At 72.3% G+C, this 19684-nt stretch carries 17 protein-coding genes and 1 tRNA gene; 2 read left to right on the top strand and 16 right to left on the bottom strand.

The features are described from left to right. Positions 1-105: 105 nt before the first annotated feature. The 4 genes from AB0E83_RS28335 to AB0E83_RS28320 all read right to left on the bottom strand — a co-directional run bounded on the left by AB0E83_RS28335 (position 106) and on the right by AB0E83_RS28320 (position 2952). Positions 106-504 carry a type II toxin-antitoxin system death-on-curing family toxin gene (locus AB0E83_RS28335; protein WP_362117829.1) on the bottom strand — a complete coding sequence of 133 codons (399 nt, stop codon included), beginning with the start codon at positions 502-504 and terminating at the stop codon, positions 106-108. Continuing rightward, positions 501-701: a ribbon-helix-helix protein, CopG family gene (locus tag AB0E83_RS28330; protein ID WP_362117826.1), complete on the bottom strand. Its 201-nt coding sequence runs from the start codon at positions 699-701 to the stop codon at positions 501-503. The genes AB0E83_RS28335 and AB0E83_RS28330 overlap by 4 nt, the downstream gene beginning before the upstream one ends. Before the next feature lie 39 nt (positions 702-740). Beyond that, the gene (locus AB0E83_RS28325; protein ID WP_362117823.1) at positions 741-2201 is read right to left on the bottom strand and encodes an MFS transporter; all 1461 of its coding nucleotides are present in this window, start codon (positions 2199-2201) and stop codon (positions 741-743) included. 82 nt (positions 2202-2283) lie between these two features. Further along, entirely contained in the window at positions 2284-2952 is a 669-nt protein-coding gene (locus AB0E83_RS28320; RefSeq protein ID WP_362117820.1) for a hypothetical protein, read from the bottom strand. Positions 2953-3316: 364 nt separating this feature from the next. Here AB0E83_RS28320 and AB0E83_RS28315 point away from each other — a divergent pair. Continuing rightward, a tRNA-Cys gene (locus tag AB0E83_RS28315) sits at positions 3317-3391 on the top strand. 65 nt (positions 3392-3456) lie between these two features. Here the strand turns inward: AB0E83_RS28315 and AB0E83_RS28310 are convergent. The 12 genes from AB0E83_RS28310 to AB0E83_RS28255 form a co-directional block, all read right to left on the bottom strand. Further along, a complete protein-coding gene (locus AB0E83_RS28310; RefSeq protein ID WP_362117817.1) occupies positions 3457-4107 on the bottom strand; it encodes a hypothetical protein in 651 nt (216 codons plus the stop codon). A 1-nt stretch (position 4108) separates the two neighbouring features. After that, positions 4109-6226, bottom strand: a complete 2118-nt coding sequence (locus AB0E83_RS28305; protein ID WP_362117814.1) for a hypothetical protein — start codon at positions 6224-6226, stop codon at positions 4109-4111. A gap of 9 nt (positions 6227-6235) precedes the next feature. After that, positions 6236-6775 (bottom strand): hypothetical protein, encoded by a 540-nt coding sequence (locus tag AB0E83_RS28300; protein WP_362117811.1) that lies wholly within the window; start codon positions 6773-6775, stop codon positions 6236-6238. Between the two features lie 128 nt (positions 6776-6903). Then, positions 6904-9231 carry a xanthine dehydrogenase family protein molybdopterin-binding subunit gene (locus tag AB0E83_RS28295; RefSeq protein WP_362117808.1) on the bottom strand — a complete coding sequence of 776 codons (2328 nt, stop codon included), beginning with the start codon at positions 9229-9231 and terminating at the stop codon, positions 6904-6906. Continuing rightward, positions 9228-10796, bottom strand: coding sequence for a (2Fe-2S)-binding protein (locus AB0E83_RS28290; RefSeq protein ID WP_362117805.1), 1569 nt, complete (start codon positions 10794-10796; stop codon positions 9228-9230). Before AB0E83_RS28290 ends, AB0E83_RS28295 begins: the two co-directional genes overlap by 4 nt. Further along, positions 10793-11668, bottom strand: a complete 876-nt coding sequence (locus AB0E83_RS28285; protein WP_362117802.1) for an FAD binding domain-containing protein — start codon at positions 11666-11668, stop codon at positions 10793-10795. The genes AB0E83_RS28290 and AB0E83_RS28285 overlap by 4 nt, the downstream gene beginning before the upstream one ends. A 300-nt stretch (positions 11669-11968) precedes the next feature. Continuing rightward, complete coding sequence (locus AB0E83_RS28280; RefSeq protein ID WP_362117799.1) at positions 11969-13612, bottom strand: beta-N-acetylhexosaminidase; 1644 nt, start codon at positions 13610-13612, stop codon at positions 11969-11971. Positions 13613-13616: 4 nt separating this feature from the next. Next, positions 13617-14456, bottom strand: a complete 840-nt coding sequence (locus AB0E83_RS28275) for a carbohydrate ABC transporter permease (protein WP_362117796.1) — start codon at positions 14454-14456, stop codon at positions 13617-13619. Continuing rightward, the gene (locus tag AB0E83_RS28270) at positions 14453-15445 is read right to left on the bottom strand and encodes a sugar ABC transporter permease (RefSeq protein ID WP_362117793.1); all 993 of its coding nucleotides are present in this window, start codon (positions 15443-15445) and stop codon (positions 14453-14455) included. The genes AB0E83_RS28275 and AB0E83_RS28270 overlap by 4 nt, the downstream gene beginning before the upstream one ends. A gap of 5 nt (positions 15446-15450) precedes the next feature. Next, positions 15451-16755: an extracellular solute-binding protein gene (locus AB0E83_RS28265; RefSeq protein WP_362117790.1), complete on the bottom strand. Its 1305-nt coding sequence runs from the start codon at positions 16753-16755 to the stop codon at positions 15451-15453. Between the two features lie 315 nt (positions 16756-17070). Beyond that, positions 17071-17361, bottom strand: a complete 291-nt coding sequence (locus AB0E83_RS28260) for a DUF3039 domain-containing protein (RefSeq protein WP_037879418.1) — start codon at positions 17359-17361, stop codon at positions 17071-17073. Positions 17362-17391: 30 nt separating this feature from the next. After that, positions 17392-17952, bottom strand: coding sequence for a YqgE/AlgH family protein (locus AB0E83_RS28255; protein ID WP_362117786.1), 561 nt, complete (start codon positions 17950-17952; stop codon positions 17392-17394). 298 nt (positions 17953-18250) lie between these two features. Here AB0E83_RS28255 and murA point away from each other — a divergent pair, with 298 nt between their 5' ends. Next, positions 18251-19597, top strand: a complete 1347-nt coding sequence (gene murA, locus AB0E83_RS28250) for a UDP-N-acetylglucosamine 1-carboxyvinyltransferase (RefSeq protein WP_362117783.1) — start codon at positions 18251-18253, stop codon at positions 19595-19597. Positions 19598-19684 lie beyond the last annotated feature (87 nt).

Genomic DNA, 19684 nt, shown 5'->3' with positions numbered 1-19684 from the left:
CGCTCGTCCAGATATGACAACCGGGCCACCTTACCGGCGGCCCGGGGTGGACCTCGATCGAAACGGGGCGGAGGCGCGGCCTTTGCGACTCACCTCACGCCCGGGTCAGGCGCCGTGCCCGGTGGGGTCGATCAGCGCCCGCAGCCCCTCCGCGATCGCCTCGACGTCGTCCTCCTCGCCGGTCGCCACGGCGATGACCAGGCGTTCCGCGGCGTCGATGTCCGGCCGGAGCTGGACGCCGTTCATGGCGAGGAAGGTGACGCAGGACAGCCAGGCCGTGCGCTTGTTCCCGTCGACGAACGGGCGGTTCACGGCGAGCGACTGGAGCAGGGCGGCGGCCTTGGTCACGAGGTCGGGATACGCCTCCTCGCCGAACATGGCGGCCGACGGGCGGTGGACGGCGGAGTCGAGCAGTCCCGCGTCCCGGAGGACGACCTTCCGGTCGTCGACCGCGTGCTCGGCGACGACCAGGACGTCTTCCGTGGAGAGGTAGACGCAGCTCACTTCAGCCGCTCCATCAGCTCGTGCCACTTGGCCGCCTGCTCCAGGGCCGTCTTCCGCACGATCGCCTCCTGCGCGGTGCGCGCCAGGTAGTCGTCCACGGCCCGCAGGAGGAGGGCGTGCATGCTGACGCCCTCCTGCTCGGCGCGGGCCTTGAGGGCTTCGGTCTGGTCGTCGCGGAGACGCAGGTTCATGGCCATACCAGAATGGTACCGCCCTGGGGTCAATCCGGTACCGGATTACCGCGGGGCCGCCGGGGCCTCCCGCAGCCGCGTCGCCACCCACGCCCCCGCCGCCGCGACGGCGGCCATCGGCAGGAAGACGGCGGCGAAGGCGCCCGGGTGGGAGGCCCCGGACGCGGCCGACGTGACCGCGTGCCCGACCGCCCCGCCGCCGAGCGCGGCGAAGGCGGCGCCGCCGGCGGCGAGCAGCAGCACGTTCGACAGGCCGTCGGAGATCTGGAGCGCGGCGGAGTTCGCGCCCGCCTCCTCCGGCGGGGACAGCTTCATCAGCAGCACGCTCGTCGAGGCGATCACCACGCCCATGCCGAGGCAGCCGAAGGCCCAGGCCACGGCGACCGTCCACACCGGCACGGCCGGCAGCAGCACGCTCGGCGCGGCGGCGATCGCGACCGCGACCAGCAGCATGCCGAGCACGACGAGCCGCTCCCGGTACGGCTCCGTCCACGGCCGCGACTGGATCCAGGAGCCGAGCGCCCAGGTCAGGCCGCCCATCGCGAGCGAGAGCCCGGCGAGCGTGGGGCTCAGACCGCGCTGGGTGACGAGCATCAGCGGCACGAAGGACTCGGCGGCGATGAAGGACCCGGCGGCCACGCCCCGCAGCAGGACCACGGCCGGCAGCCCGCGCGCGGCCCGCACCGTGCCGCGCGGCAGCAGCCCCCGTACGGCGGGCACGAGGAGCGCGGCGCCCACGGCGGCGGGCAGCAGCGACAGCCAGCGCAGCTCCTGCCCCGCGTACTGGAGGAGCCCGGCGCCCGCCGAGATCGCGAGCGCCAGCAGGATCCGCCGCCGGTCCCAGGCGGCGACGGGCGCCGACGGGTCGGCGGGCCCGGAGGCGGTCCGGCGGATGGCGGGGAGCGCGAGGGCGAGCGGCAGCACGACGAGCACCGGGATGCCGACGAAGACCCACCGCCACCCCAGGTGCTCGGTGATCGTCCCCGACGCGAGCGGCCCGACGACGGACGGCACGACCCAGCTCGCCGCGAAGGCCGCCATGATCGCGGGCCGCAGGTGCTCGTCGTACGCCCGGCTCACGACCACGTACAGGGCGACGATCACCAGCCCGCCGCCGAGCCCCTGCACGGCCCGTCCGAGGATGAACACCCACATCGCCACGGCCGTCCCCGACAGCAGCAGCCCCGCCGCGAAGGCGCTGATCCCGGCCGTCAGCGGCACCAGCGGCCCCTTCCGGTCGGACCACTGCCCGGCGACGACCATCCCGAAGAGGCTGGTCGTGAAGTACGCGGAGAACGCGAAGGCGTACACGGATATCCCGTCCAGCTCCCGCGCGGCCACCGGCATGGCCGTGCCGACGGCCGTCGCCTCGAAGGCGATGAGCAGCACGACGGAGACGATGCCGACGCTGAGCGCCCGGTGGGCGGCGTCGAGGACGGACCCGCGAGGTGGGTCGGCGGCCGGGGCGGCGGTGATCTCGGCATCACGGGGTTCGAGGGCGCTCATGGGCCCAGGGTAAGGGCCGTATCCCCAGGTGACCCCTGTCGCGGGTCGGATGCGACGTTCCCCCTTTGGTCCTACGCCCCCCTTACTCGGGCAACGGCTTGAGGACGGGCTTCTCGGTCAGCCCGGCGTCGCCCTCGCAACCGAGCTTCCGGACGACGGCGAGGGTCACGGAGTGGAGGATGGTGAGGTGGGCTTCGCGGACGGGGACGGTGTCGGGAAGCTCGGACCTGATGAAGTAGAGCTCCCCCATGATGCGGGCGGGGCGCTTGTCGGACCCCTGGAGCCGGGGGCTGGTGCACCTGATGTAGAGCCGCGCCCTTCTCGGCCCGGACATGGCTTCCACCCCCATCTCGTACGGATGAAGACCCGCCAGGCGGGCGCCCCCAGGAAGGTCGGCGTCCCTGTAGAGGCGGAACTCGACGGTGACCGTGTCCGAGAGTTCGGAGGGATTGGCCTTACACAGGTAATGCGTCGGCGTTCTCCGCTCGCCCTTCTCGTGATCCGCCACCAGCGCGTCAGTGGTCCGTTCCAGGCCACCCCTCGGATCGTGCGAGAACCGCTTCGTTTTCAGCACCGTCTCCAGAGCGCGGGCCGCGTCCGGCGACAGGGTGTCATCACACTGCTGCTCAGCCGTGACACGCTCCGGTTCCGGCTCCTCCTCCCCGCCGCACGCGGTGGCGAGGAGACACACGGCCAACCCGGAGGCAGCACCCTTCAGCACCCTTTCCACGGAAATCCCCAGCAGCCTCATGTGATCACCCTGTCTCCGGTCCCTTCGCCGCGGCCCACTCGTCCTCGAACGACACGTCACTCCCCCCGTCCGCCACCGAGCCCCCGGAGTTTACGCACGCACACGGGAGCGCACAGACGTGTGCGTCGGGTTCCAGCCGGGGGGCGGAAAGACAGGGAACAGTGCCCCAACAGCGCTTCTCCCACACCCGCTTGAACGTTTACTCCCGCTATCCAGCCACCCCACACCGCGCCGAATCCATCAGGTCCCCACGCCCTTCCATGAACGGCGTGTGGCAGCGGCATTGCAGTCCCGTGGCACGGCGCCGTTCTCCCTTGAGCCCCTCTCCGCAGGCCTCTAACGTCGTCGTTGTCGCCACCAACACGACCGTGTGCCCGAGTGGTTCAGGGGCTCGTCTGCAAAGCGAGTGACGTCGGTTCGAATCCGACCACGGTCTCCAGAAGCCGAGGCCCGCACCCGTCCGCACGGGTGCGGGCCTCGGCCGCGCGCGCATCCCTCGGACCCCTACGCGGTGGGCACCGGCTTCGCCACGGGATCGCCCTTGAGGGGATCGCCCTCACAACCGAGTGCGTCGGTGGCACGTCCCGCCAGGATGTAGAGGAGCTCGACCTGCCGCTTCTCGGCCTCGGCGTCGTCCCGCCTCTCCGAGTTCAGCGTGTTCGACAATTCAGCCCGGAACACTGCTTTCCGGGAGGCTTCGTCGAGCTCTCCCGGCAGCCGGCACGCCACGGAAAGCTTGGCAAGCCAGTAGGTCGACTCGACACGGACACCGTTGACGTCGTAACGGGTGATCTCCTCCGGTGGAACTCGGTCCCAGGTCGGCTCACTGGGCGAGGTCCATGAGAACTCGACGCTCACGCCCTTTGTTTCTTTCTTGGGCTGAGGTTGGTAGGCGCACGTGTAATGGGATGCCGTATGGCCTCCCGGCTTCATTTGGCGCAGCCCCGCTCCGAGCCGCTGTACCAGCGTGTCCGTCGGTACGTGATAGTTCGTGATGAACTGTTCGGACCGGAGCGTCCGCTGCACCGCCTTCTCGCCGTCCGAGCCGCTGTCCATGCCGCAGAAGTAGTCCGAGGACGGCGTCGACGCAGGCTCGGACGTACAGGACGTCGCCAACACGGAAAGGACGAGCAGCCCGGCGAAGCGCATGCGCACGTCATCCCGCCTTCGGCGACTGGAGATGCGACTTTGCTGCGTCCCTGCCGCTGGCAAAGGAATTATTGGCCCCTTCCCGCGCTTCCCTGAAGGCATTATTGTCCAGCATGTGCTCACGCTCACCCCAATTGCGCATCATCGCGTTGAGACCGTCCGAACCCGTGGCATAGTGCCCACTGCCTTCCCGTATGGCCGTACCCTCGGCATCGTCCTTGACGCCCTGTTCCCATTCGAAGCCGATCGTGTCGACGAGTGAACTGGCCGCCGAACCCACCAACGGGATCGCTCCGACGACCCCGTTGACGCCGTTGACGGAGTACTTGGCGGTCTCTTCCGCCCACTTCTCCCTGTCGTCCTGCTTGTCGACATAGACATCGAGCCCGATCCCGTTCAACGCGCCCAAGGCATTGCCGATACCACTGGCCCGGACGTTCCAGTCCGCACTGTCGTCATGCAGGCCGCCGGAGAAACTCGGGGCGTCGTTCAGTATCGACGCGGCATAGGTCCGCTCGGTGTCGTACAGCAGGGAGAACGCGGGGGCGTCGTCCGCGATACCACGCATGACCCGCACGAGGCTGCCCTGTCCCACTGCGATGTTCGCCCGGTCTCCTGAACCGTGGATGGAGTCGCTTCCCCCGACGCCACCGTAGTTCATGTTCTTACCACCGAGAATCTCGTGCGTGTCCGCCACGTAGTCGGCCATCGCCTGGGCCATGGGCCGGCGCAGGTTCTCCAGGTGCTCCGGGAACTCGTCGCCGCCCATCTCGCTGTCGAGCAGCCGGATGGCGTTGTGCATCACGCGCGCCTGGCCCTCGGTGTGGAGACCGGGCGGGCCGAGCTTCTCGCCGGGCTCGTGCCCGGTGGCCGCGGCCTGGATCGCCGCGCCCAGGCCTTCCGCCTTGGGCGTGCCCTCAAGATTCCACTCGCGCTCGGTGAGCAGGTACGCGAGGTGATCGTTCTTGTTCCCCTCGGCGGCCGGATCGAGGAAGTACTCGGCCGACTTCGGGTCCTCGCTCATGGTCTTGAGCAGGGCGTCCAGCGGATCGACCACAAGGTTCGGGCGATCGGGATCAGACTCGTCCGACCAGTGCGTGTTTCCCCGCTCGGCATCGATGATGCCGCTGCCCACGTCGTTGAGGAACTGCTTGCCGTAGCCATCGCCGTTCTCCATCAGGGTCGCGAGGACCTGATATCCGTATACCGGATCGGAATTGTCCAGCGATTCGTCGCCGAAGCTGTTGAGCTCCTGCATGAAGGGCTTGTAGGCGTAGCTGTTCGGGTCCCTGGTGCCCGATGCGATCGTGGCGGCGAGGCTTGCGGTGATGGACTCGTAGATCTTCTTGTCGCCTGCGGAGACGTCGCGGTCTTGGGCCGCCGTATTCATCTGGTCGGCGAGCCGCAACGTCCCCTCCGCGCCCAGGCCGTACAGGTATCCCTCGCTGAAGCGCTTGTCATCGGCGTTCTCGCGCAGCAGCTCCTGGTAGTGCCTGAGTTCTTCGGGCGAGGCCTTCCCCGAACGGACCTTGTCCGTGAGGGCCAGTGCCTCCACCGCCTCGACATCGCCGACCGGCCTCGGGTTGAACCCGACCGGCCAGCTCGCGTCCGCGCCCGAGGCGTTCAGCAGAGCACGCTTCACGTCCGCGTCCCACTCGTTGACCGCCTTCACCGCGTTCATGATGGTGCGGGTGTAGGAGTCCTCGATGTTCGGGAGCTCCGGGTCGTGACGGAGCGCCTTCGCCGTCTCCGCGTCGACCTTGCTGAAGTCGTAACTCGCGACGCCGCTGTCCGAGACCTTCATCCCGGCGGCGACGGCGTCCGCGACCGCCGACTTCACCGCCGCCTTGAGTTCCACGAACCCGGCGTGCGCGTCACGAAGGAGTGACTCCATGGCGCGCGCTTCCTTCTGCGCGGAGACGTACTCCTTCCGCGTCACCACGAAGGGCTGGATCGAAGCGGTGGCGCTCTCCCCGCTCCATCCACCTCCGGTCGAGACGCTCTGGACTTCTTTAGCGAAGATGTCCTCGAGCGTCTTGAACTTGGCCGCCATGTTCTTCCAGCCGTCCGCGGCACCGGTGAGGGCGGAGAAGTCCATTTCCATGATCTGCTGATAGCTCGGCACAGTCCCCTCCTACCGGTCCAGGCCCGAAAGACCGGACGGCACGGAGCGGACCGTCAGGCCGGCCGTCGCGTCGGTTCCTGTCAGAGTGCTGACCGCGCCCCGCAAGCCCACCTTGTGCGAACTCAGCCGCCCCATCAGGCGCTTCACCTGGTCGTCCCACTTCTCGTGCGCCTTCTTGAGGCCCACAGCGGTGTCCCAGCCCGCGAAGCTCCTGACGGCCGCGGCCGTCGGCTCGTCGGCGACGTCCGCCGCCTTCCGCGTGCCCGGCTCCAGCGTGGTCTCGATGGTGTTGGCCGCCTTCTTCTTCGCCGCCGGCACGCTTCCCAGAACGCCGGCCCCACCGCCACCGCCCTGCGCTCCGGCGCCTCCGCCGGCTCCGTTCAGCTGCATCTGGGTCGGCTGCCGCTCCGCGGCTTCGGCCTTGAGCTGTTCCCACTCCTGCCAGGCCATCACGTCCCCCGTTCGTCCGGTTCCGGTCAGGCTGCGCGCCGTGTTCGGAGCCGGATCGGGATGCGCCGCGCGCGGTCGACGCTCATCGGCCGGGCGCACCGCCCGGCCGATCGTCGCCGCGCCGTCGGGCGACCCGCTCCCCCATGACCCCGCGCAACCGGCCTGTGACTCTACCGGCAGGTGCGGGCGGGCACCCCGCACAGGGGCGCGAATCAGTCATGTTCCGGCTACGGTGCCGCCACCGCCGCCTGCGGTCGGATCGGCAGCCGGTTGACCGGGCGGCCGGTCGCCGCGCGGACCGCCGCCGCGACCGCCGCCGGCGAGGTGACGACGGGGACGGCGCTGGCGGCCTTCGCGCCGAAGGGGGCGACCACGTCGCGTTCCTCGACGAGCTTGACGATGCGGATGTCGGGGGCGTCCAGGGAGGTGGGGAGGGCGTAGCCGGTGAGGTCGGGGTGGCGGACCAGGCCGCGGGCGGTGCGCAGGTTCTCGGTGAGGGCCGCGCCGACGCCCTGGGTGACGCCGGCCTCGATGCGGGTGGCGAGCTGGGCGGGGTTGAGGATCCGGCCGACGTCCTGGGCGACGGCCATCTCCACGACCCGCACCGAGCCGAGCTCGATGTCGACGTCCACCACCGCGCGGATCGCGCAGAAGGCGAGGCCGACGAAGGCGTCGCCCTGGCCGGACTCGTCGAGCGGCTCGGTGGGGTGCGGGCGGCACTGGGCGGTGGCCCACAGTTCCTTGCCGCTCATCTCCTCGGCGACGGTGGTCGAGAGGACGCCGTCGTACGAGGTGATCTTGCCGTCGCTGATCTGGAGCAGCTCCGTCGACATGCCGAACTTGTGGGCGAGCGGCTGGAGGAGCTGGGTGCGGACCATCTTCGCGGCCCGTTCCACCGCCCCGCCGGAGACCCAGGTGTGGCGGCCGTGGGTGGCGGCGCCGGCCGGGGGCTGGTCGGTGTCGACGGGGGCCACGTGGACCTCCTCGACGCCGAGCGTCTCCTGGACGATCTGGCGGGCGAGGGTCGAGAAGCCCGAACCGGTGTCCACCGCCGAGCAGATGACGGTCGCGACGCCGTCGAGGACGCGGACGGTGGCCGTGGAGACCTCGTCGGTGCCCTCGGCGCCGAGCATGTGCACCATGCCGAGCGCGTACCCCACGCCCCGCCGCACCGCGCCGGGTTCGCCCGCGCCCTCCGGGCCGCCGGGCAGCAGCCACTCCTCCTCCGGGGTGTCCTTGGGGAGGGCGGGCAGCGGGAAGTCCCGTACGGCGGCGAGGAGTTCGGCGACGGGCGCCGGGCAGGTGACGGTCTGGCCGGTGGGCAGCAGGTCGCCGGTGGACAGGACGTTCCGCATGCGCAGTTCGGCGGGGTCGATGCCGAGCCGGCCCGCGAGCTTGTCCATCTGCGCCTCGTACGCGGCGCACACCTGCATCGCGCCCTCGCCCCGGACGTGACCGGAGGGCGGGTTGTTGGTGCGCACGGCCCAGCCCTCGACGAAGGCGTGCGGGACGACGTACGGGCCGCAGGCGAAGGCGACGGCGGCGGCCAGGGACTCGGCGGAGGAGTCGGCGTACGCGCCGGCGTCGAGCAGGATCTGCGCCTCGACCTTCACGAGCCGGCCCTCGGCGTCGGCGTGGTGGCGGTAGCGCAGCAGGGTCGGGTGCCGGTGGGCGTGGCCGAGGAAGGACTCCTCGCGGGTGGCGGTGAGCTTCACCGGGCAGCCGGTGCGCAGCGCGAGCAGACCGAGCGGGATCTGGAAGCCGGGGTCCTCGCGGTCGCCGGTGGCGCCGGGCACGCCGGTGACGACCACCTTGACCTGGTCCGGCGTCAGACCGAAGCAGGCGGCGGCGAGATCGCGGTCCGTGTGGGGGTCGGTGGAGGCGGTGTACAGCTCGACGCCGCCGTCCGGGCGCGGCACGGCGAGCCCGGCCTCGGCGCCGATGGGGGCCGGGTCCTGGCGGCCGACCCGGTACAGGCCCTCGACGACGACCTCGCCGGTGGCCTCGGGGTCGCCGAAGCGCAGCGGGATGTGCCGGATCAGGTTGCCGTCGGGGTGGAGCGGTTCGGCGGCGAACGCCTTCTCCGGGTCGGTGACGGGCTCCAGGAGCTCGTACTCGACGAGGATCGCGGCGGTGGCGAGCCGGGCGGTGTCGGGGTGGTCGGCGGCGACGGCGGCGATGGCCTCGCCGTGGTGCCGGACCAGTCCGTCGGCGAAGACCGGCCGGTCGGCGACCCGCCGGCCGTAGGTGGCCGCGCCGGGCACGTCGGCGGCCGTCACCACGGCCCGCACCCCGGGCATGGCCTCGGCGGCGGAGGTGTCCACGGAGACGATCCGGGCGTGGGCGTGCGGGGAGCGCAGGATCGCGGCCCACAGCAGGCCCTCGGCCCACAGGTCGGAGGCGTACGGGAAGGTGCCCTCGGCCTTCGCCCGCGCGTCGGCCTGCGGGAGGGAGGCGCCGAGCCCCCGGAGGGGGGTCTCGGGCTGCTCCGGCGCGGCACCGGCCGCCTCGGCGAAGGGGAGCGTGGGAATGGCGGTCGTCGCGTCGCTGCTCACGCCATGCCTCCGTCGTGCTGGTGGGTGTGGTCGGGGTGCGGGAGCTGGTGCGGGATGCGGCCGGTGGCGTCGTCCTCGCCGGCGGCCGCGTGGTCGGCGGCGGTGGCCTCGCGCTCGGCGACGACGTCCTTGACGGCCTGGAGCACCCCCTTGTAGCCGGAGCAGCGGCAGAGGTTGCCGGCGAGGGCCTGGCGGGTCTCCAGCTCGGTGGGGGCGTGGTTGCCTTCGAGCAGGTCGTGCACGGTCATGCACATGCCCGGGATGCAGAAGCCGCACTGGACGGTGCCGCACCGCGACAGGGCCCGCTGCACGTCGGACGGCTCCCCGTCCACCGCGAGCCCCTCGACGGTCCGCACCTCGCACCCGGCGGCGGTCGCGGCCGGCACCAGGCAGGAGGCCACGAGCCGCCCGTCCACTTGGACGTTGCACGCCCCGCACTCGCCCTGCGAGCAGCCGTCCTTGGCCCCGGCGAGCCCGAGCCGCTCGCGGAGCACGTACAGCAGGGACTCGCCGATCCAGGAGTCCGTGACGGGCCGGTCGGCGCCGTTGACCCGCAGGACGTAGGAGGTGTGCGGGTGTTCGTCGCTGTCGACGGAGGTGTACGAGGGGGCCGGGGCTGCCGGGGCGGCCGGTCCGGCCTCGACGACGGCGGCGGGCGCCACCGGCTCCTCGGAGGGCGCGGGTCCGGACACGGGAGCCGGGGCGGGGGCGGGCACGGGCTCGGCCGCGGCCGCGTGTTCCGGCGCGGGCACGGGCTCCGACGCGGGCTCCGGCCCGGCCTCCGGCTCCTCGGCGGGCTCCTCCGCGAACTCCTCCGTGAACTCCTCCACGGGCTCCGCGAGGGGCTCCTCGGCGGCCTCCGGGGCGTGCTCCGAAGCGTGTTCCGGCACCGCCCACGGCGCCGGCGCGCCGCCCGGCAGGGTCGGCGGGGCCTGCTCGTACGAGACGGGCGCGGGCGCGTCGGCGGGTGCCCCGGCCGGCGCCGCCGGCGCTCCGGCCGCGAAGCCGGGGAACGACGGCAGCCCCTCGGGCAGCTCCGGAACGACCGGCACCCCCGGCACCTCCGGGACGACCGGCACCTCCAGGCCGACCGGCACCCCCGGCACCTCCGGGACCCCCGGCACCTCCGGACCGGCCGGCGCCTCCGGGACCTCCCACTGCCCCGTCGCGCCGAAGTGCCACTCGGCCGTCGCGTGCGGGTCCTGCTCCATGTACGGCCGCGCCATCGGCGCGCCCGCGGTCTCCTCGCCGTACCCGTGCGGCAGCGACTCGGGGCCCTGCTCCGCGAACGGTTCCGCGAACGGCTCCTGGAACGGCTCCGGCCAGGCGGCGGCCTCCGGATCGGCCGCCGGGGGCTGCGGCAGCGGCTGGAGCGGCACGATCATCGGCGGCGTGTAGCCGTGGCCCGGGGCCTCCAGGGGCACCCCGTCCAGCATGAACTCCGGCGGCAGGTGGACGAAGGCGGTCGCGCCCTCGTCGTACCCCTCGCTCTGCGGGATCGGCTCCCAGCCGCCCGGCGCGGCGGGCGCCGCGGTCTCGTTCGGCTCGTGGTTGCTGGTGCTCACGACAGGGCCCTCCCCAGTGCCCGGCGGGCGAGAGTGGCGACGGTGCGCCGCAGGTGCAGGACGGCCGGGGGCAGCTGTTCGTCGCCCGGCGGGTCGGGGACGCAGGCGGCGGCGACGTACTCGCCGAAGGCCGTCAGCGCCTCCGGCGCGAGCCCCCGGTCGTTGTCCCAGTCCACCAGCGCGGCGATCCAGCGCTCGGCCTCCAGCGGGCGCAGCGGCATCGGGGCGACCGCGCCGACGGCGCAGCGGACCCCGCGCCGGGCCGGGTCGAGGACGACGGCGACGGAGGCGGTGGCGCGGGCCGGGCCGGTGCGGCCCGTGGCCTTGAGGAAGACCTGGGGGGCGTGCAGCAGCGGCACCCGGACGAAGGCCACGAGCTCGCCGGGGGCGAGCAGGTCGCGCCCGGCGAGGAGGTGCGAGACGGGGATCTCGCGACTGCCGAGCGGGCCCATGACGACGAGGTCGGCCTCCAGGGCGGCGAGCACGGGCAGCGAGTCGCCGGTGGGGGCGGCGGTGACGACGTTGCCGCCGAGGGTGCCGGCGTTGCGGATCTGGGGCGGTCCGGCCGCGCGGGAGGCGGCGGCGAGGGCCGGGATGAGGGCGGCGAAGTCGGGGCGGCCCATCCGGGCGTGGGTGAGGCCGGCGCCGAGGAGGGCGTGGCCGTCCTGGTACTGCCAGCCGCGGATCTCGTTGATGCGGCTGAGGCCGACGAGTCCGGCGGGGCGGAGCTGACCGCGGTTGACGGCGGCCATGAGGTCGGTGCCGCCGGCGACGGGGACGGCCGCCGGCATGGCGGTCAGCGCGGCCACGGCCTCGTCGAGCGAGGCGGGCAGCGTCACGGACTGCGCCGTCTGTGGTGCGTGCGTGGTCAACCCGCTGCCCCTTCCCGGTTGTCCCGGTCCGTCCCCGACTGTGCCCGGCCGCCGCGCGCCTGCGAGCGGGCGCGCGGTGCGCCTGTGTGTGGGCGTACCGTACGTGCTCACAGGCCGGACGTGGCAACTCTGGCACATCTTCCGGGCCGTCCGGAGCGAGGGGCCGCGAAGGGCCCTTCGTCCAGGACGCCCGGGACGCCCGGGGATGTCCGGAGACGGCCCGGGACGCCCGGGGACGCCCTGACAGAGAAGGTAACTCCCCTTTCGCCGCTCCCGGGTGACCCCGGGACGCGAGGTGGCTCACACGATCGGGGGCGGCCCGTCGATCGGGCGGCCGAGGAGACCGGGGCGGCGCTGCCAGGGGGCGGGGCCGGCGGGCGGCCGGTAGGCGACGCCGAGGGCGTCGAGGCGCCGGTAGTGGGTCTCCATGCGGCGCAGGAAGCCGGCCGTGTCGCGCTCGGCGGGGGCGGGCAGGGCGGACCAGGCGACCTCGGCGAAGGCGGCGAGGCGGGGGAAGACCTGGTAGTCGACGCGGTCGCGGTTCTCCATGACCTCGGTCCACACGTTGGCCTGGGTGCCCAGGACGTGCCGGGCCGCCGCCTCGGAGAGGCCGGGCGGGACCGGTTCGAAGCGGTAGACGTCCTCCAGGGTGCGGACGAAGCCGATCGGCACCGGCTCGTGCTCGCCGCCGTCCTGCCGGTGGTCGAGGTAGACCTGCTGCTCGGGGCACATGACGACGTCGTGCCCGGCCTCCGCGGCGGCGATCCCGCCCCCGTACCCCCGCCAGGAGGAGACGGCCGCGCCCTCGGCGAGGCCGCCCTCCAGGATCTCGTCCCAGCCGATGAGGCGGCGGCCCCGGTCGGCGAGCCAGCGGTCGAAGTGGCGGACGAACCAGGACTGGAGCCCTTCCTCGTCGCCCACGCCGAGCTCGGCGATCCGGGCCTGGGCGGCCGGGGACGCCTTCCACTGGTCCTTGGGGCACTCGTCGCCGCCGATGTGGACGAAGGTCGACGGGAAGAGCTCCAGGACCTCCTCCAGGACGCCCTCGTAGAAGCGGAGCACCTCCTCGGTGGGGGCGAGGACGTTCGGGTTGACGCCCCAGGTGTCCCAGACGGTGAGCGCGGAGGTGTCGACGACGTCGGTGTTGCCGAGCCGGGGGTACGCGGCGATGGCGGCCTGCGAGTGGCCGGGGAGGTCGATCTCCGGGACGACGGTGATGTGCCGCTCGGCGGCGTACGCCACGATCTCCCGGATGTCGTCCTGGGTGTAGAAGCCGCCGTGCGGGGTGTCGTCCCACAGCGGCGAGGCGCGGTGGCCCCGCTTGGAGCGGGCCCGCCAGGCGCCGACCTCGGTGAGGCGGGGGTACCGCCGGATCTCGATCCGCCACCCCTGGTCGTCGGTGAGGTGGAGGTGGAAGACGTTCAGCTTGTGCGCGGCCATCAGGTCGAGCAGCCGCAGCACGTCCTCCTTGGCGGTGAAGTGCCGGGAGACGTCGAGGAGGAGGCCGCGCCAGCCGAAGCGGGGGCGGTCGGTGACGGTCAGGTACGGCAGCTCCCAGTCCGCGCCGGGGCGGACGGGAGCCCGCCGGTACGCGTCGGGGCCGAGGAGCTGGCGCAGGGTCTGGGCGCCCCAGAAGAGGCCGGCGGGGCCGCCGCCGTCGAGGGTGACGGCCGCCTCCGGGTCCTCGGTGGAGAGGCGGTAGCCCTCGGGGCCGTACTTCTGCTCCGCCTCCGGGGAGAGGCGCAGCCGGATCGCGTGCGGGCCGGGGCCGTCGGCGAGGGGGAGGCCGGTGGCGGCGCCGAGGACGGAGCGCAGCCAGCGGGCGGTGCCCCCGGTGCCCGGGCCGGCGTCCAGGGTGGTCCGCTCGTCGAGGGAGAAGCACCCGGGGCCGTCGCCCTCGGTGCGGGCCTCCAGGGGCGCGGGGATCAGGTCCGTCTCTGTCATCACGTCAGTCCTTCACCGCGCCGCCCAGTCCGGAGACCAGGCGGCGCTGTACGAGTACGAAGAAGACGAGCACCGGGACGGTCATCACGGTCGATCCGGCCATGATCCCTCCCCAGTCGTTCTCGTCGGGCTTGAAGAAGACGAGCAGTGCCATCGGAAGGGTGGACTGCGAGGTGTCGCTGATGAGGAACGACTTGGCGAACAGGAAGTCGTTCCAGGTCGAGATGAACGAGAAGACGCTGGTCGCGACGAGCCCGGGGAGGACCAGCGGGAAGAGGATCGTCCACAGGAAGCGGGCGTGGCTCGCCCCGTCGATCCGGGCCTGCTCCTCCAGGGCCTCCGGCACGGCCCGGACGAAGCCGCGCAGCATCCAGATCGCGAAGGGCAGCGAGAAGGCGAGGTGCGGCAGGACGAGCGAGCCGAGGGTGTTGAGGAGTCCGGCGTCCCGCATGAGGAAGAAGAGCGGGATGGTCAGCGCCTCCACCGGCACCATCTGCGCCACCAGGAACATCACCAGCAGGGTGGTGCGGAACCGGAAGCGGAAGCGGGTGACGGCGGTGGCCGCGAGGAAGGCGATGACGGCGGAGGCGAGGACGACCGCCCCGGCCACCAGCAGGCTGTTGAGGAAGTAGCGGCCGAAGTCCTGCTGCTCGAAGACGCGCCGGAAGGAGTCGAGGGACGGGGAGAGCGTCCAGGGGCGGGGCTCGGTCGACTGGATCTCGCCGGCCGGCTTCAGGGCGGAGAGGACCATCCAGTAGAGCGGGAAGGCGACGACGGCGGCGGTGAGGAGCGCGGCCGCCTCGGCGAGCAGCCGCCCGGGGCGGCGGATCCGGAGGCCGGTCACAGTTCCTCCCCCCGGCGGCGCAGCAGCCGCAGGTACACCAGGGTCACGGCGAGCAGGATCAGCAGCATGACGACGCCGATCGCCGCGCCCAGGCTGTACTGGGAGGAGGCGAAGGCCTTCTGGTACGCGTACACGTTGAGGACCAGGTTCTGGCCGGCGATGCCGCCTCCGTTGGTCATGACGTAGATCTGGGTGAAGACCTTGAAGTCCCAGATGACGGACTGGATGGTGACGACGGCGAGGATCGGGCGGAGCAGCGGCGCGGTCACGGAGCGCCAGATCCGCCACGGGGAGGCGCCGTCGAGGGCGGCGGCCTCCAGGACCTCGGTGGGGACGGCCCGGATCCCGGCGTAGACGGTGACCATCACGAACGGGAACGAGCACCAGACGACTTCGAGGAGGACGAGCGCGAAGGCGCTGTACCGCCCGTAGGTCCAGGAGAGGTCGCCGAGGCCGAGGAGCTTGTTGACCGGTCCGAAGTCGGCGTCGAAGAGGAAGACCCAGACGGTGGAGCCGGTGACGGCCGGGGTGGCCCAGGCGCCGAGCGCGGCCAGCATCAGGGCGAGCCGGGGCAGCGCCCGTACCCGGGTGAGCAGGACGGCGAGGGCGCAGCCGACGACGAGGGTGCCGGCGACGCAGGCGGCGGCGAAGACGACGGTGGCGAGCAGGACTTCGCGGAACTGGGCGTCGCGGAAGAGCGCCGCGTAGTTGCCGAGGCCCTGGAAGGAGGTGGGTTGGCCGCCGCTGACCTGGGCCTGGGTGTACTCCAGGAAGGAGATCAGGCCCAGTTGGTAGACGGGGTAGACGAGGAGGCCGCCGAGGACGGCGAGGGCGGGCAGGAGGTAGAGCCAGGGGGTCCAGGCGGAGGTGCCGGTACGGCCTTTCCCGGTGCGGTCCTTCCCGGTGCGGTCCTTCCCGGTGCGGTCCTTCCCGGTGCGTCCTCCTTCGGTACGGCTCCGGGGCCGGCGGTCGGCGAGGGCGACGGTCATCCGCCTCAGCCCGCCTCGGCGAAGGCCGCGTCCATCTTCTTCGCCGCGTCGCCGGCGGCCGTCCTGACGTCCTTCCGGCCGCTCGCGATCTCCTGGAGCATCGTGGGGACGACGAGCGAGGAGTCGATGCGGCCCCAGGCGGCGGTGGCGGGCACGAACTTCGTGCCGGCGGCGAGGGTGTCGATGAACGGCTTGACGAAGGGCTTGCGCGTGGCGGCGTCGGCGCGGACGTCGGTGAAGGTGGGCAGGAAGCCCATGGCGTCGAACAGCTTCGCCTGGGTCTCCTTGCCGGCGAGGCTCTTCATCAGCTCGACGGCGAGGGTGCGGTGCGAGGTGGACCTGAGGACGCCGATGTTGTTGCCGCCGGCGAAGGCGGGGGCGATGGAGCCGGGGGTGGTGCCGGGCAGCGGGACGACGGCGTACGCGCCCTTGACCTCGCCCGCCTCGACGGCGGCGTGGCTGAAGTCGCCGCCGATGGCCATGCCGGCCTTGCCGGCGGCGAAGGCGGTGACGGTGGCGTTGCCGCCCATCTGGGCGCAGGTGGCGGCGGGGCAGTTGTCGTCGCCGAGGAGCGAGGTGTAGGTGGTGAGGCCCCGGACGGCGGCGTCGCTGTTCAGGGCCGCCTTGTAGGCGCCGGAGGCGTCCTTGGCGGCGAGGTCGCCGCCGGCGGCCCAGACGAAGGGCAGGGCGCCGTAGGTGTAGGCGCCGCCGACGGCGATGCCGTACAGCTCGGGCCTGGCCTCGCGTATCTTCTTCGCGGTCGTGACGAGTTCGTCCTGGGTCCTGGGCGGGGTGAGGCCGAGCTCGCGGAAGACGTCGGTGCGGTAGTAGAGGGCGCGGACGCCGACGAAGAGGGGGGCTCCGTACACCTTGTCGCCGACGGTGACGGACTGCCGGGCGGTGGCGTCGGTGTCGGCGGCCTGGTCCCAGGCGGCGAACTCGGCGGTGACGTCGGCGAGTCCGCCGTCCTCGACGTAGCCGGCGGTGTCGGTGTTGCCGTACTCGATGACGTCGGGCGCGGACGCGGGGTCGTTGAAGGCCGCCGTGACGCGCTGGGCGCGGGTCTCGACGGGGATGTACTCGACCTCGACCTCGGTGCCGGGGTGCTTCTCCTCGAAGGCGGCGACGGCCTGGTCGACGACCTTCGCCTTGGGCTGGTTGGCGACCTCCTGGAAGAGCCAGACGCGCAGGGTGCCGCTCCTCTCGTCCCCGCCGGCGGCGGGGGCGGAGGTCTGGGGCGCGCAGGCGGCGAGGACGAGGGCGGCGAGCGGCAGGGCGACGGGGGCGGTGATCCGGGCAGGAAGCTTCAAGGCGGTTCCCCTCCGACTGTGCGTTGCACCATGCGCAACGGGCGTTTCGCTTTGCACAACAACAGCGGTGAGGTTAGGCGCGCCGGGCGATCACGACAAGAGGTCTCGACCACTTCGAGCCCGCCGGAGGACACCGGGAACGACCCGGAACCGGCCCGGGGAGGGCCCGGCGCGAGGTCCGGAACCGGTCCGGGAAGGGCCCGGCGCGAGACCCGGAGCGGGCCCGGCGCGGGCCCGGAAAAACGGGACGGCCCCCGTCGTACGCACCGCTGGCGCGTACGACGGGGGCCGTCCCCGACCGGACCGGAGGAGGGGTTACTTCCCCTTGCCGCCCTTGTCCTTGTCCTTGTCTCCGCCCGAGCCCATGGACTCGTAGATCTCCTTGCACATCGGACAGACCGGGTACTTCTTGGGGTCGCGCCCCGGCACCCAGACCTTCCCGCACAGTGCGACGACGGGAGTGCCGTCGAGGGCACTCGCCATGATCTTGTCCTTCTGGACGTAGTGGGCGTAGCGCTCGTGGTCACCGTCACCGTGGGACACCTGCGGCGTCGGCTCCACGAGGGTTCCCGTACCTGCCCCGCGCTCGGGCTCGAGAGTGCTCATGGGACCCAAGGGTACTGGGAGCGGCGGGGCTCAGTTGAGCGACGGGTCGTCCGGGTAGGTGGCGACCATGGCGAGGTCGCCGCGCTGGCGGCGGAGGACCTGGCGCCAGAGGGTCTCGGGGGTCGGGGAGGAGACGTCGCCGGGCTCCGACTCGACGACGTACCAGGCGCCTTCGGTCAGCTCGGTCTCCAACTGGCCCGGGCCCCAGCCCGCGTACCCGGCGAAGATGCGGAGCGCGCCGAGGGCGGGGCCGAGGAGTTCGGGCGGGGTCTCCAGGTCGACGAGGCCGATCGCGCCGAAGACCCGGCGCCAGCCGAGCGGGCCCTCGTCGCCGGGGATGACGGCGAGGCCGAGGGCCGCGTCGAGCGAGACGGGGCCGCCCTGGAAGACGACGCCCGGCTCGCCGGCCAGCTCCGCCCAGGGGGCGAGCACGTCGCCGACGGTGACCGGCGTCGGCCGGTTGAGGACCACGCCGAGCGAGCCCTCCTCGTCGTGGTCGAGCAGCAGCACGACCGCGCGGTCGAAGTTCGGGTCCGCGAGGGCGGGGGTGGCCACGAGCAGCCGTCCTGTGAGCGAGGACACCTCGGTCATGCGACACATGATCCCGCATCTTCGGCGCGCGCGGAGGTTCTCGGGCGCAATGCCGGAAAACCCGGGGAAACCCGGGGAAAGGAGAGCGAGCCCCGCAGGTCGGGAGGGGCGGGACAGGAGGGCCCGGACCGGCCGTCCGGGGGAAGCGGACGGTGACAGTCCGCAAGATCGCGGAAACGGAGGGTGTTGTGCCGAATTCATTACATCTGCCAGGGCCCTCGCCCGGCCCGATCGGGGTCCAATGGCCCCTTACCCTTTTCTCTGGCCACCCGACCGACGACTCCGGAACGCGAGATTCATGACCGGCACAGACAGCCATGACGTACTGCTCGTCCACGGCGGAACCCCGCTGGAGGGTGAGATCCGCGTCCGCGGCGCGAAGAACCTCGTGCCCAAGGCGATGGTCGCCGCCCTGCTCGGCAGCGGTCCCAGCCGACTGCGCAACGTACCGGACATCCGTGACGTCCGCGTCGTCCGCGGGCTGCTCCAGCTGCACGGGGTGACGGTCCGTCCCGGGGAGGAGCCCGGCGAGCTGGTGCTCGACCCGACGCACGTCGAGTCCGCCAACGTCGCCGACATCGACGCCCACGCCGGCTCGTCGCGCATCCCGATCCTCTTCTGCGGCCCGCTGCTGCACCGCCTCGGCCACGCCTTCATCCCGGGCCTGGGCGGCTGCGACATCGGCGGCCGGCCGATCGACTTCCACTTCGACGTGCTCCGCCAGTTCGGCGCGACCATCGAGAAGCGGGCCGACGGCCAGTACCTGGAGGCCCCGCAGCGCCTTCGCGGCTGCAAGATCCGCCTCCCGTACCCCTCGGTCGGCTCGACCGAGCAGGTGCTGCTCACCGCCGTCCTCGCCGAGGGCGTCACCGAGCTGTCGAACGCGGCCGTGGAGCCGGAGATCGAGGACCTGATCTGCGTGCTGCAGAAGATGGGCGCGATCATCTCCATGGACACCGACCGGACCATCCGGATCACCGGTGTCGACAAGCTCGACGGCTACACCCACCGGGCGATCCCGGACCGCCTGGAGGCGGCCTCCTGGGCGTCCGCGGCGCTGGCCACCGAGGGCAACATCTACGTGCGCGGCGCCCAGCAGCGCTCGATGATGACCTTCCTCAACACCTACCGGAAGGTCGGCGGCGCCTTCGAGATCGACGACGAGGGCATCCGCTTCTGGCACCCGGGCGGCTCGCTGAACGCGATCCACCTGGAGACCGACGTGCACCCCGGCTTCCAGACCGACTGGCAGCAGCCGCTGGTGGTCGCCCTGACGCAGGCGTCCGGCCTCTCCATCGTCCACGAGACGGTGTACGAGTCCCGGCTCGGCTTCACCTCGGCGCTCAACCAGATGGGGGCCCACATCCAGCTGTACCGCGAGTGCCTGGGCGGCTCCGACTGCCGCTTCGGCCAGCGGAACTTCCTCCACTCGGCGGTCGTCAGCGGCCCGACGAAGCTCCAGGGCGCCGATCTGGTCATCCCGGACCTGCGCGGCGGCTTCTCGTACCTGATCGCGGCCCTGGCCGCCCAGGGCACGAGCCGGGTCCACGGCATCGAACTGATCAACCGCGGCTACGAGAACTTCATGGAGAAGCTCGTGGAGCTCGGCGCGAAGGTCGAGCTGCCGGGCAGCGCGCTGGTCTAGGACGGCCGGCGGGAGGGCCCTGCGGGCCCGACCTGCTGGGACGGCTCGCGCAGCACCTGGACGTCGTCCTCGTGTCCGCCACCAACG

Source organism: Streptomyces sp. NPDC035033 (genome assembly GCF_040636735.1).
Classification (GTDB): domain Bacteria; phylum Actinomycetota; class Actinomycetes; order Streptomycetales; family Streptomycetaceae; genus Streptomyces.
Note: the sequence above shows the minus strand (reverse complement) of the source record. Positions and strands in the feature narration are given on the sequence as shown.

Bases quoted from the DNA above. Each gene is read 5' to 3' on its own strand.
- AB0E83_RS28255 (WP_362117786.1), bottom strand. From the start codon at position 17,952: ATGACCGAGGTGTCCTCGCTCACAGGACGGCTGCTCGTGGCCACCCCC.
- AB0E83_RS28320 (WP_362117820.1), bottom strand. From the start codon at position 2,952: ATGAGGCTGCTGGGGATTTCCGTGGAAAGGGTGCTGAAGGGTGCTGCC.
- AB0E83_RS28280 (WP_362117799.1), bottom strand. From the start codon at position 13,612: ATGACAGAGACGGACCTGATCCCCGCGCCCCTGGAGGCCCGCACCGAG.
- AB0E83_RS28270 (WP_362117793.1), bottom strand. From the start codon at position 15,445: ATGACCGTCGCCCTCGCCGACCGCCGGCCCCGGAGCCGTACCGAAGGA.
- AB0E83_RS28330 (WP_362117826.1), bottom strand. From the start codon at position 701: ATGGCCATGAACCTGCGTCTCCGCGACGACCAGACCGAAGCCCTCAAG.
- AB0E83_RS28260 (WP_037879418.1), bottom strand. From the start codon at position 17,361: ATGAGCACTCTCGAGCCCGAGCGCGGGGCAGGTACGGGAACCCTCGTG.
- AB0E83_RS28325 (WP_362117823.1), bottom strand. From the start codon at position 2,201: ATGAGCGCCCTCGAACCCCGTGATGCCGAGATCACCGCCGCCCCGGCC.
- murA (WP_362117783.1), top strand. From the start codon at position 18,251: ATGACCGGCACAGACAGCCATGACGTACTGCTCGTCCACGGCGGAACC.